Source organism: Lysinibacillus xylanilyticus (assembly GCF_001708185.1).
GTDB lineage: Bacteria > Bacillota > Bacilli > Bacillales_A > Planococcaceae > Lysinibacillus > Lysinibacillus xylanilyticus_A.
Map to the genome: position 1 here is coordinate 191,220 of NZ_MDDN01000001.1, position 13,160 is coordinate 204,379.

The window sequence follows — 13,160 nt, forward strand, 5'->3', positions numbered from 1 at the left end:
TGAATTGCTCAAAAAATGTAAAAGTGAAAGTCGCAACAGCTTTTCGTATTGTGAACCAGTACTCCACAGGTAGAACAGCTAAATTAGCCAATAAATCCTTACTTCGCCGGTAGCGGACTTCGATCGATAAAGATAAAAAGAGGCTTGGACAGAACTCGATTATTTTGAAAAATAGCGAAAACAGGTAATAACTTTTTCCCTTCAATGAGTAGAGTGTTCCTTCCTAAATCAAAAAAAATGTTAGACCGAATGCATTCGGTCTAACATTTTTTTTCTTTTTGTCCCAGCCTCTTAGAAATTTACTTTATCGGAATTTTTACGATTACTGTTGTCTCTAAATGTTTTGATGAGTCGATAGAAATTTGTCCGTTGTATTTATTGACAATTTCATTCACAATAAATAAGCCTTGCCCTCTAATTTTTTCATTTTCTGGTTTCTTTGTAGAAAATCCTTGCTTAAATATTTGTGAGACATTTTCAATATTAGGACCAGTATTTGTAATTTTGAACTCATACTGTGTTTCATCTGCATTACAGTAAATTGTTATTTTTCGTTGACCCTCTGGTAATTCTATTGCCGCGTCAATGGCATTATCAATTAAATTCGACAAAATTTTAATTAAATCTGTTGTTTTAATTTTATTAAATTCATCGTCCGAAATTGTAAAATCCATATCGATAGTATGATTTTGTGCTGTTAGTTTTTTCGTTTGCAACAATATTGATAAGCCTGGATGATCAATATTTAATTTAAGTGACTCAATAGCTTGAACCTCTTTAGAAAGAGAAGATACATATTGTTTTGCTTGCTCAGGTTTATCTAATTGAAGAAGTCCATGTAATACTTGTATATGATTTGTGAAATCATGCCTTATAGAAGACACCGAAGTAATTAAAGCTTTAATTTCTGCTTGGTATGTATCTTCTGTTGCTCCAACTTCCTTCGCCACTTCTTTTTGATACCATCTTTGTAAAAATAAAAAAGAACCAATAACGATTAGAATAAAAACACCATTAAAAAACAAGGTAAAAAGATTATCCTCTATCACTTTCCCTTTAATGCCATTCAGTTTATCTGCACTTATATCGATACCTAGGTATCCAATAATATTCCCTCCATCATTTATCGGTGCACCAACAGACACATAGGCACCATGAACAGCATCATGTATTACTTCCGTTACATAGGTTTCTCCCCTATAAGCTTTTTGTACTTCCGACTCAGGAACCGTACAGACTCCTCCAATATCGAAACTGTTCGTCAAATCGGGAGGTAACCCCATAATCATTGCTGTAGAAAACTTTGGATTATCAATTTCCACTGTATAAACAAATAATGCACCAATTTTTTCTCTTGCATCATTTAAGTAGTTTCGTATTTCCCAATAATAATCGTTTTTTTGCGGGTTATTTAAAAATTGTTTGTACACCTCGACATCCATTGAAGAGGCAATAGAAATCGCCGCTTCCAAACTTTGATTTGCTATCGATTCTTCCACTGTCTTCTTCATTTTTAAATAAGACGTATAGATATTCAAACTAGTAAACAATAATAATAAGATCGTTGATAATATTAAAATTAATTTTATTTTTCGGTTTTTCATACAAACTGGTACTTCCTCATCTATAGAAATATAATGATGTAATCATTTAGTTTGAGCTGACTTTCGCATTAAACACAAAAATTGTTAGCTGAAGGTGACATGTTGTCATACTTTTTACTATTGCAACAATTCAAACCAACAATACTATTATACTATAGTAAATTTTATTTTTTATAGTTGTTTCGATTCGTTTTTTTTAGCCACTTCCTTAGTGGTTCGTACCCATTGAAAAATTTCGCAAGACGTTTCAGAAAGATTTGGACGCATTGTTACCTACTTCAATCACTTTCATTCATCGTGCTAATTGAGTGAAACAAGCGGATTTGTACTTCGGCTTATTAGCATCGTTCCAATTACTTAGATAATTACTATTTTACACTTTTTTTACAAACAAGGATTCTTCGGTTCCCGAAAGAGAATATTTGTTCCTAGTTTATCATTACAAGAAGATTTTGGCTACCACCATCTGACATTCACCACCCACTTACTTATTGGGAAAATGAAAAGACCAGGCATATAATACCTGATCTCTGTTTAAGTAAGTATTTATTTTTCTTTGCTAGATGTTCTTGACTTATCCTGTACTTTTAAAAATGTTGGTCGCTTACCGTATCCGTCTATAGATAAACGAAATAAAGACTTTTTAATATCCTGCCAATCTAAATCTGCTCCCATACTTAAGTATGCAACACCTAATACTCGTAAATTTGCCATATAAAGAAGTATGAAGAACATCGAAATAAAGAATCCAAATAACCCTAAAAAAGCAGATGCTACAATACTAATTATCCTGAAAATACTCATTGCGGATACAATAGATTGATTGACGAGTGTAAAAGCTGCAATACTTGAAGTAGCAATAACTACAATCATGGAAGGACTCGTAACACCTGCTTTAATTGCCGCATCTCCAATAATTAATCCCCCAACAACACTTATTGAACCACCGATCACATTGGGTAGATGTATATTTGCTTCTCGAAATAATTCAAACATAAAAAGCATCATTAATATTTCAAGAATCGTTGGAAATGGGAGCCCCGTTCTTGATTCAACAACCGTCGCTAAAAGAATCAATGGCAATTGCTCTTGATGATGAGTCGTTAGCGCAAGCCAAAAACCTGGTAAAAGTACACTTAAAAAGATAGCTATTCTTCGTAATGAACGCTCCATAGAACTTACAATAATCGGCTGTTCATTATCCTCAGCTGATTTAAATAGTAACATTGAATTAGCAGGAGTAATAATGACATAGGATACACCATCAACGATAATGAGAATACGCCCACTACTTAATGCTTGTAAGGCAAAATCAGGCCGTCCAGTGTAATCATGTCTAGGTAGAATTTTCGCACTCCGCTCAATTCTTTCCATCAATAAATCTCCACTAAATACAATATCCGTATCCACTTGCTGTAGCTGTAATTTTATTTGCTCGAGCATCTTTTGATTTACAACATCTTCTAAATAAAGCACAGCTACGGTTGTTTTGGAACGTTTACCAAGTTCATAAGTTTCAACACTTAATGAATTAGTAGGTATTCGTTTTCGTAATAAAGCAATATTAATAAAAACATCCTCAATAAAATCATCTCTCGGACCTTTGACAACTAATTCTAGGGTTGTTTCTTTAATGTCCCGATTAGGTTTTTTAGCAATCTTACTTGAATACAACAAATTCATATCTTCAAAATACAGTAATACATGTCCTCTATAGACTTTTGTAATGGCATCATCTTTACTTGATATTTTCTGAAGATGAGGAATGTGTAAATTATTTTGTATATGTTCTTCTAACATTTCATCCGATGATGCAGTAAATAGTGATTGAACTCGTTGCACAATAACGGTGTGTAGTAACCGCTCATTAATGATCGCTTCACATTTTATTAAATGTACCTTTTGTTGCTGAAAGATATATTCTTGGAATACCACATCAGCAGAGCGTTGAAATAGTGCCTTCAAAGATTTCAAATTTAACTCCTGTTTCATTGACGAAATATTCCTCATCTCCTACTGAGCCAGCTCCAAATTAGTACATTAATCAATACACTTATGCATATTTTTCCCTTACTAATTAAAAATATTCAAGAATACAGGATGTTGAACAAAATGCTTTATCTAATCATCTTTTTTAAGTTTGCCATTTCGATAGCTGACATTGCCGCATCATAGCCTTTATTACCTGATTTAGTGCCCGCACGTTCAATTGCTTGCTCGATATTTTCAGTTGTAACAATGCCAAAAATAACAGGTACATTTGTAGATAATGACACACTAGCAATACCTTTTGCCGATTCATTACATACATAGTCATAGTGTGTTGTTGAACCACGAATCACCGTACCTAATCCAATAATTGCGTCATACGTCTTTGTTTCAGCTAACTGTTTTGCGATGAAAGGAACTTCAAATGCACCAGGAACCCATGCTACATCGATCGAGTTTTCGTCCACACCATGACGCTTTAAACCATCTAACGCCCCGTCCAATAATTTACTTGTAATAAATTCATTGAAACGTCCTACTACTACTGCTATTTTTAAATCCGTACCAATTAATTGTGCTTCAAATGTTCTACCCATTTTTCTTCTCTCCTCTTTTATATTGTCAGTTTGTTTTCTTCAATTATTTGTTGACGTCGATAGGTTGCCAATGCTTCTACTGAAATCATTTTTAAATGATGTTGAGCTGCATACTTGATGAGGTCATTAAAGCGTAGCATTCTACCATCGTCGCCCATAATTTCACAAATAATGCCCACAGGTATACTATTACAAAGTTTGGCTAAATCAATTGTTGCTTCAGTATGACCTCTACGCTCTAAGACACCATTTTCCTTTGCAATTAATGGAAATATATGGCCGGGTCTACGGAAATCTTCAGCCTTTGCTTGTGGTTCTATCATTTTTTCTATCGTCATCGCTCGTTCAAAGGCGCTGATTCCTGTCGTTGTATTCACATGATCTATGCTAACGGTAAATGCTGTTTGATGATTATCTGTGTTATGACGGACCATTGGGTGCAAGCCTAATTTCAGTGCAAGTTGCTGTGAAATCGGTGTACAAATAAGGCCTCTTCCATAGGTCGCCATAAAGTTAATCGTTTCAGGTGTCATAAACTCTGCAAGCGCCAGTAAGTCTCCTTCATTTTCTCGATCCTCATCATCTACAACAACAATCATCTTACCTTGTTTTAAATCCTCTATTGCTTCTTCAATTGAATGTAGCAATATCGCCACCTCCTGTTCAGTGTTAGTTAAAACCCGTTTTGTGCTAAAAAGTCTCTCGTAATGGTCGGCATTTCCTGTCCACGCTTCAGTTGATGCAAAATATATTTCCCAACTAAATCGGTTTCTATATTGACGAGATCCCCAATTTTCTTCATACCTAAAATTGTTTCCTTGTAAGTGTGCGGTATCAGTGCTATTGTGACACTATTCTTCTCGACTTGAAAAAGTGTTAAGCTCGTACCGTCAATCGTGATGGAACCCTTTGGAATACAATAGCCCGTTAACTCCTCTGACAACTCAAAATCAATATAGACTGCATTTGCTAATGCTCGCTTACGCAATATTTTCCCTACTCCATCTACATGTCCTGATACAAAATGTCCACCGAAACGTCCATTAGCAGACATGGCGCGCTCTAAATTTACCGGATCTCCTACAGCGAGCTGCTGTAAATTTGTTGCTTTCACCGATTCAGGCATCACATCCATCGTTAGCTCCTGTTCATTAAAATGTATCACCGTTAAACAAACACCATTAACTGCTATACTGTCCCCGAGCTTTACATCCTCCACCATTTTCGATGAAATAACGGTAATTTTCATACTTTGTCGATTGCTTTGCAAAGTTTTTACTGTACCAATATCTTCAACAATCCCTGTAAACAATTTTCCACCTACTTCCTATGCTTTCAGCGTTCCAATCTTTAGCGGTTGTCCCTTCTCTCAGCAATAAAAAATTTTCATTCAAACAAAAAACCCCTTTCATTAAAGGGGTTTGGGAGTTCATATTAATAAGACGTCAACAAACAAACCTAATGGATACAAAATTTTTCCATAGGCTATCATCTCATCTGTTCTTCTCCCATCCAGACTATCACTGTCGGTTTTGGATTTGCACCAAATCAGCTTGCGCTCACGGACTTTGAATTACTTCATCACCGCCGATTGGGAATTTCACCCTACCCCGAAGAACATACTACTATTCAATTCGTTAGCTAAATAATAAATCAATTTGCCTTGGCGTAATTGCGTCCGGAGGTTTTATCTTCATTCGTGTTCTAAACACCTACTGAATGAAGATAAAAAAAACTTCCCAACTTAAATGATGGGAAGTAGTTAACAAAAGCATACTCAAATAAACCTTGTAAATTCAAATGAATTTAAAAAGCTCATACTTTTACCCTTCTCCCATCCAGACTATAACTGTCGGTTTTGGATTTGCACCAAATCAGCTTGCGCTCACGGACTTTGAATTACTTCATCACCGCCGATTGGGAATTTCACCCTACCCCGAAGGATTTTTTATTTAGCTATTTCTTACGATAACACTATTTTATTATATTATCCAGATAATTCTTTAAAAAATACTGGCTGCACCTCTTGATGCTTTGGCGAGAAAGGGATGGGTATTTGTTTGTACCTGTCTCAATACTAACGGATGACAGGTATTTTCCTATTAGCATACGTTATCAGGTGTGTTGATTAATCATTTTATCCATTCAAATTAATACAAAGAGGCAGATTTCCGCTCCAGGCTGAAGCTAAGCTCTGCGACGAAAGCAAAGGCTGCAAAAGCACTCGAGTAGCCCAGAGTACAATCTAGTTTAAATGAGAATATATTAGCAAAATAGCTACAAAAAGATCCTTTAATCACTCAATAATAAACCTATTTTTTCCTAATCAACACGCCTGATAAATTATATTAAAAAATTCGTGGCGTTTTACATAATATAATTATCAGAAAATTCCGCAATCAGATGCTAACCCCCTTAGCTTTAAGATGCATGCAAAGAAAATGCTTTGTTCTCCTTTACCTGAAAAAATTTTTAAGTATTAGTGAAAAAAATGCTTATCAAGGGTTATTTACAATACGTTGTTTCATATCCTGTATAATCATGTCATTATATTAAGAATAGGCTTTCCTATTCCTAGTAACATTTTTAAGAAAAAAGCGTCTATACAACTAGATTATAAAGGAGAAAGTTTACATGAAATATATTATCTTTGATTTTGATGGAACATTGGCTGATTCTACAGCAGTGTTTGCATCAGCATGGAATACGCTTGCACTAAAATATAAATTTAAAGGAATAGAGTTAAAGGAAATCGAAGCACTGAAAAAATTGTCAATAGCGGAACGTAGTAAATTATTTGACTTCCCCATGTATAAATTGCCCATGATTTTACCACAATTTTATCGATTGTATCGTCAATCATTAAATGATGTCCACCTTTATGATGGTATTAAAGACGTTCTTATGGAAATTGATCAAAGGGGCTATAAAATCCTTATCATTTCCTCCAATTCACAGGAGAACATTTTAGAATTCCTAAAAATGAACGGCATTCATTGTGTATCAAATGTTCTTTGTTCAAACCGTATTTTTGGAAAGGATAAAGTGATAAAGAAATTTTTAAAGGATTCAAGCATTACACCATCTGAAGTTATCTATATTGGTGATGAACAAAGAGACATTGTAGCTTGCAAAAAAGTGGGAGTGCCTATTATTTGGGTTGGTTGGGGATATGACGCTATTGAAGTTGTTCAACAAGAGGAACCCGAGTACAAAGTGGCGACACCACAGGAAATTTTAAACATCATATAAACTAAAAGGATCATAGCGACTAAAGAATCGCTATGATCATCTTGTTGTTGAAAGAATTAAAGTGGCAATGAAATTAAGGTGTCCTAAAATACCGCTGTCACTTCATTTTCTTCGCGCAAACCTTGATAAGTTTCTTTGAAAAAAACACTATGGCTTTTTCAAGATTTCTACATATTTTTCTGCTGTTCTTATCTCAACAGTAAGGGAATTTTTACTATAGTTAGCTTTTATTAAAAATGGAACGTCACTTGTATTTTGGAATCTAAAATCTAATCCACCATAGGAAACCGTAGCATCTCTTCCTTTTGGAACATACCCAACATCTAAGGAATGGTGATGACGTTCTACAAATTTTACTAGTATTTGATCAACCGCGTTAAACAGGGTTGAAGACGTTTGACAAATGCCTCCCCCAATACCCATCACAACCTTTTTGTTGATGATTTCTGGTGCGGGCTGATAACCATTCGCTTCGTCCCTCGGTCCAACGACTGTATTAAAGGAGAAATTATCTCCACTCCCAACGATAACATTATTGATGGCCTCCGCAGAAAGTTCAATATTTTTATTTCTTCCTATATCAGTGGTACCGAAGTAAGTTGTATAAGATGCGACAACTACTTCTTCTAAATAAGGAATATCTTCAAAAGAATAACCGCTTTCGGTAATATAAAGAGGCAACTCCACTTTACCACCGGTCGCTGATGCTTCTAATATTCTCTCTACTAATTCACTTTCTTTTAAAACAATTAATGGACTCCCTTCCATTACTTTTCCTTGATCATCCAGTTTATCGAGGATCATACGCTTATCATAGCCGGCTGTTTGTTCATTTCCTCTCGCTAACTCTTTTGCTAATTGCTCAATTTGTTTTGTATACGATTGTACATCACGCTCATAGTCCATTTCATTCGGTGATATTGTGTGTATGATCGCTTTGGTAGAAGGGTCCACAATTTCAACAACTACTGGCTCTGTTTGTTGTTCAAAGTTAACAGGCTTTTTTAATTCCCCAACTTCTCGCTCTGACTCTTGAATTTGTTGTTCGAGTTTTTTCTCATCATCCGTTTTCCCCTGACAGCCAACTAGTGCAATTGTGCCGATCATACACAATATGGCCATCCACTTTTTCTTCAACATCAAACACCTACCTCTATCGTAATACTACAGAGACATCTTATTCGTGTATTGTTGATAGTGTGTTTCTTTTTATCATTTTTATTTGTTTATTAAATGAAAACACTTTACAAAATTGAGTGACGGAGTTTGTATTGAACAGCTATCATGTCATATCTTACCTATAAAGGAAATGTAATAATTATCGGTAGCTCACTTGCTCATAAAATTTCGATTCCTCACTAGAATTTTTAGCATAAAAAAAGAACTGCCCCATCAGTTTCAACTGATTTTGGAACAGTTCATTGCTCTTATTTTTGAATAAACATTTGTGTCCAGTAATTGCCATCCTTCACATATCCTACACCGATATGTGTATAGCTTTCGTTCAGAATATTCGCTCTGTGACCTGAACTGTTCATCCATGCTTTCACTACTTCTTCTGCTGAAGGTTGACCCATTGCAATATTTTCGCCGGCTGATTTATAAGAAATACCGAAGTTTTTCATCATCGTAAATGGTGTACCGTAAGTTGGGCTTGTGTGATCAAAGTATTTTTTATCATGCATGTCTTGAGATTTATATTTTGCTACTCGTGAAAGCTCCCAATCTTCTTTTAATGCCGGAAGACCTGCCTTCGCTCGTTCAGCATTGACAAGTTTCACAACCTCTTGCTCTACGCTTACTTGTTCGTTTGAAGGAATATTAATTTTTTCTCCTGGATTAATTTGATTTGGATTGGCAAGTTGCGGATTCGCATCAATTAGCTCTTGTACACCTGTTTGTGTTTTTGAGGCTATTTTCCAAAGAGTATCCCCAGTTTCTACTGTATATGAATCGGCTGCCATCGCCGCTACTGGCACTAATAATGATGCTGATAATACTGAAGCTAATGCTACTTTTTTTACTTTATTAAACATATAATTCATTCCTTCCTGATTCGCTCTATAAACATCGTAAATAGTTTTAGAGCAATATTCATCACTAAATATTTGGAAGGATTTTTACAGTTGTATGACAAGAGATATAGTAGACTAAACAATTACCAATATAGCGCTATTCTTAAGTTCTAATCTTGTAATATAGTTGCAACACTATTGTAACTGGGATATATTACTATAGTTTTCACTAGCAGAATGATAGTTATTATTACCAATACATGTTTTTAATGGTTCATCACCAAAACGTGTGGTTGATTTCCGTTCCGACTGGGCGCTTTGTTGCTGTCGCTTCGCTTTCGCACAGATAAAACATTTGCCGCTGACGCTTCGCTTTCGCGCAGAGCAGAGCTTCCTGGGGGCGTCCGATGAGCCGCTTCACTCGCTAAAGGAACGAAGGCTAAGTTCGTCACGTCCTGTGACAATGCCTTCGTGACCAACATCGTGTTGGCCTCAGGGTCTCATCTGTGACGCTGATCCCCAAGGAGTCACCCAGCCTCCACTCCAATCAACTTATTTACATAGTATATGTTTTAACAAATGTCATCCACAACTTTTGGTGATGAGCCTTTTTAATGCTAATAAAATCATAAAGTAAAAAGAAAAATCTTATTTAGCATATTTCACATAGAACCTATAGATTAATACGATATAAATCCAATCATATATAAGGGTGGCAAGCGAAATAATAGTGATCAATGGTGTTCTAAAGTACATATAGAAGCCTACTGCTGCAAACATAGTACCAATCATTTTACATATTGCTATACCCATTGATTGGCCACTCAAATTCCCTCTTTGGATAAATAATGCGATAAACAGCCCTGACATCATCAGATTTTGTGAAAATGCAGCATATTTGCCTGTTATATCATTGAATTCATGGATCATCGCTAAAATAATGAAAAAACTTACCGCGAGCGTAATGAAAAAGGATGAGTAAAATAACTTTCTTGGAATTATTTTTTTATATTCTTTATAACCATAAAGCAAAAATTGCATCATAATAACGACGTCTAACATAAACCATAGGAAAGTAAAGATCCTTTGCAGGTCATTTTGTGGATACATAAAGGCAAAGATAAACTCCCAAGAAATATTGGCACAAATTGCGGCCATTGGCATGCCATATTTCTTATCCTGAAATCCTCGTTTGATAATTAGTATGTAAGTAATAATCCAAAATAGCCCCATGCCTAATTGACAGATCAGTAGGAATTTCTCTTGAGTCATCTATACATACTCCTTCCCTCTATTAATGATTCTTCGATACTATATGTGAAGAATTCTATTTTTTATGTCTAAAAGATCTAAAGAAGGGTATGTAAATATTCAAGGCTCTAAAAAGAGTAAGCGCCTATACTTTCATTAATCAATCATATATAGTAAAAAGAGGTGATGATATGAAAACAAAGATTTATTTTGATAACGACCGATTGATCGCGGGTACTACCTTAAAGGATAACATCGAGCTAGAACAAAACAATATGGCTCTGCATACATGTGTGAATGAAACGGATGTACTAGAAAATCGAAAAAAATTGGCAGCTACTTTGCATTGTGACTTGAATCGTTTTATTTGTACTCAACAAACACATAGTGCTAATTTCCATAAAGTCACGATGTCTGATAAAGGACGTGGCGCTGAGCAAATGGACACTGCCATTGCTAATACCGATGCCCTTTACACATTAGAGCCGAATTTATTTTTATGTAGTTTTACAGCAGATTGCGTACCTGTTATTTTTTATAACGAAGTGAAGGGTCTTATTGGCGTGGTTCATTCAGGCTGGCAAGGGACTGTCAAAGAAGTAACCTTAAAGCTTTTCCAACATTTAATGGAGCATGAGCATTGTAACCCACAAGATTTTCATGTACAAATCGGTATGGCACTCAGTCAGCAGAAATTTGAAGTGGATGCTGATGTTTATGAAAAATTCAACAACCTAGGCTACGCTGAGGACTTTATGTATTTCAATGCACAAACGAATAAATATCATATCGATAATCAGCAAACTGTCAAAAAACAATGTGAGCTTGCAGGTATTCCTTCTAAGCAGATTTTGATTGATTCAACGTGCACATTCCTTAGCCCAGATGGTTTTTCCTACCGTCAAGATAAACAGGCTGGTAGACATTTAAGCTTTATTATGCGAAAAGAACAGTAAAAGAAAGGGACAATCCAGTTCTCAATGGATTGTCCCTTTTCGATGTATCTTTTCCACGGATATTCTCTTACATCGCGCTCGTATTTGCTCCTCTTATTAAACCGCTATTAGTTTTTATTATTTTCATACCGATTTTTTCCAATACCAAAAACAAAGTAGCTCATTGTAACGATCGCTAAGAAAATAATTCCTACAATAAGAGAAACTCTTGTATCCTCATTAAACCACATACCAATAAGCACCATTACTAAAAAAGCAATTGTTATATAGTTTGTAAGTGGCGAAAGTGGCATTTTGAATGGATGTTTCGACAGTTGTTCACCTTTTATTTTTCTAAATCGTATTTGACTTATTAAAATAATAAACCACGGAATCATCCCTGGTAACACACTAGCACTGTATACATAGACAAATAAATTTTCTGGTGCAATATAGCTTAAAATAACCCCAATGACCAAACCAACTAGCACACCTACAGTACCAAATATCGGAATCCCATTACTAGAAAGCTTCGCAAAAAATTGAGGTGCTTGTCCATTCATCGCAAGCGTATATAGCATACGTCCCGCACTATAAATACCACTATTACAACCTGACATTGCAGCTGTAATGACAACAAAATTAATAATCCCTGCCGCAGCAGTAATTCCAACCTTTGCAAACGTTGCAACAAATGGGCTACCAATCGTACCTAATTCATCCCACGGATAAACTGTCACAATGACAAAGATTGCACCAATATAAAATATTAAAATACGCCAAATAATACTTTGAATCGCGTTAGTAATCGTTTTTTGAGGATTTTTCGCTTCCCCTGCTGTAATCCCAATAAGTTCAACACCTTGATAAGCAGCAACGACTAAAGATAAAGCGAAGAAGAAGCCCGACCAACCGCCTGTAAAGAAGCCTCCATGATTCCATAGATTCGATAATCCGATTGCAATGCCATCATTACCAATCCCAAAGAAAATGAGACCAAAACCAGCAACAATCATTAATATAATCGTGACAATCTTAATCATGGCAAACCAAAATTCAAATTCTCCAAAAGATTTAACAGAAATAAAGTTGGCAACACCTAAAATTACCATTGCAATTAAACCCGGAATCCATGCCGGTAAATCTGGATACCAATATTGCATATATGTTCCTACTGCAATAATTTCTGACATCCCAACAATAACCCACTGGAACCAATTACTCCACGCCGTTAAATAACCAGCTAATGGATGAATATATTTATAGCCAAATGTTGCAAAGGAACCTGTACTAGGCTCCATATAGAGCATCTCTCCCATAGCTCGCATAATGAAAAAAATAAAAATACCTGCAATTGCATATGCAAGGAGCACAGAAGGCCCTGTCCACTGAATGGCACTTGCTGAACCCATAAATAGACCCACGCCAATTGTACCTCCAAGAGCAATCATCTGGATATGACGTGCCTCTAAACCTCTTTTTAATTCTTTATTTGCCATTCAAATAACGCCTCTTTCT

The 13,160-nt window shown here is 35.6% G+C and carries 11 protein-coding genes, 1 pseudogene and 2 riboswitches; of the genes and pseudogenes, 2 read left to right on the plus strand and 10 right to left on the minus strand.

The window, feature by feature from the left end; genetic code table 11:
• Positions 1-299: 299 nt before the first annotated feature.
• From BFJ97_RS00970 to ribE, 5 genes and pseudogenes are all read right to left on the minus strand, one after another.
• The gene (locus tag BFJ97_RS00970) at positions 300-1,604 is read right to left on the minus strand and encodes a sensor histidine kinase (RefSeq protein ID WP_068982789.1); all 1,305 of its coding nucleotides are present in this window, start codon (positions 1,602-1,604) and stop codon (positions 300-302) included.
• A gap of 546 nt (positions 1,605-2,150) precedes the next feature.
• The gene (locus BFJ97_RS00975) at positions 2,151-3,596 is read right to left on the minus strand and encodes a spore germination protein (protein WP_068982790.1); all 1,446 of its coding nucleotides are present in this window, start codon (positions 3,594-3,596) and stop codon (positions 2,151-2,153) included.
• 125 nt (positions 3,597-3,721) lie between these two features.
• Positions 3,722-4,189 (minus strand): 6,7-dimethyl-8-ribityllumazine synthase, encoded by a 468-nt coding sequence (gene ribH, locus BFJ97_RS00980; RefSeq protein WP_068982791.1) that lies wholly within the window; start codon positions 4,187-4,189, stop codon positions 3,722-3,724.
• Positions 4,190-4,242: 53 nt separating this feature from the next.
• A pseudogene (gene ribB, locus BFJ97_RS00985) lies at positions 4,243-4,836 on the minus strand (3,4-dihydroxy-2-butanone-4-phosphate synthase); the annotation flags it as partial.
• A 26-nt stretch (positions 4,837-4,862) separates the two neighbouring features.
• Complete coding sequence (gene ribE / locus BFJ97_RS00990) at positions 4,863-5,501, minus strand: riboflavin synthase (protein ID WP_068982792.1); 639 nt, start codon at positions 5,499-5,501, stop codon at positions 4,863-4,865.
• A gap of 184 nt (positions 5,502-5,685) precedes the next feature.
• A riboswitch (FMN riboswitch) is annotated at positions 5,686-5,811 on the minus strand.
• A gap of 200 nt (positions 5,812-6,011) precedes the next feature.
• Positions 6,012-6,137: riboswitch (FMN riboswitch) on the minus strand.
• A gap of 686 nt (positions 6,138-6,823) precedes the next feature.
• On the opposite strand from ribE, the gene BFJ97_RS00995 reads away from it, so the two are divergent.
• Positions 6,824-7,441, plus strand: a complete 618-nt coding sequence (locus BFJ97_RS00995) for an HAD hydrolase-like protein (protein ID WP_068982793.1) — start codon at positions 6,824-6,826, stop codon at positions 7,439-7,441.
• Positions 7,442-7,588: 147 nt separating this feature from the next.
• On the opposite strand, the gene BFJ97_RS01000 is transcribed toward BFJ97_RS00995, so the two are convergent.
• The 4 genes from BFJ97_RS01000 to BFJ97_RS01010 all read right to left on the minus strand — a co-directional run bounded on the left by BFJ97_RS01000 (position 7,589) and on the right by BFJ97_RS01010 (position 10,728).
• A complete protein-coding gene (locus BFJ97_RS01000) occupies positions 7,589-8,581 on the minus strand; it encodes a VanW family protein (RefSeq protein WP_175401650.1) in 993 nt (330 codons plus the stop codon).
• A 287-nt stretch (positions 8,582-8,868) separates the two neighbouring features.
• A complete protein-coding gene (gene safA / locus BFJ97_RS01005; protein WP_068982794.1) occupies positions 8,869-9,477 on the minus strand; it encodes a SafA/ExsA family spore coat assembly protein in 609 nt (202 codons plus the stop codon).
• Between the two features lie 245 nt (positions 9,478-9,722).
• On the minus strand, positions 9,723-9,938 hold the full coding sequence (locus BFJ97_RS23925) for a hypothetical protein (RefSeq protein WP_139114358.1): 216 nt from the start codon (positions 9,936-9,938) through the stop codon (positions 9,723-9,725).
• A gap of 166 nt (positions 9,939-10,104) precedes the next feature.
• A complete protein-coding gene (locus BFJ97_RS01010) occupies positions 10,105-10,728 on the minus strand; it encodes a transmembrane-type terpene cyclase (RefSeq protein WP_068982795.1) in 624 nt (207 codons plus the stop codon).
• A gap of 170 nt (positions 10,729-10,898) precedes the next feature.
• Between BFJ97_RS01010 and pgeF the strand changes: the two genes are divergently transcribed.
• Positions 10,899-11,663 (plus strand): peptidoglycan editing factor PgeF, encoded by a 765-nt coding sequence (gene pgeF / locus BFJ97_RS01015; protein WP_068982796.1) that lies wholly within the window; start codon positions 10,899-10,901, stop codon positions 11,661-11,663.
• Positions 11,664-11,770: 107 nt separating this feature from the next.
• Here pgeF and BFJ97_RS01020 read toward each other — a convergent pair whose 3' ends face one another.
• Positions 11,771-13,141 carry an amino acid permease gene (locus BFJ97_RS01020; RefSeq protein WP_068982797.1) on the minus strand — a complete coding sequence of 457 codons (1,371 nt, stop codon included), beginning with the start codon at positions 13,139-13,141 and terminating at the stop codon, positions 11,771-11,773.
• Positions 13,142-13,160 lie beyond the last annotated feature (19 nt).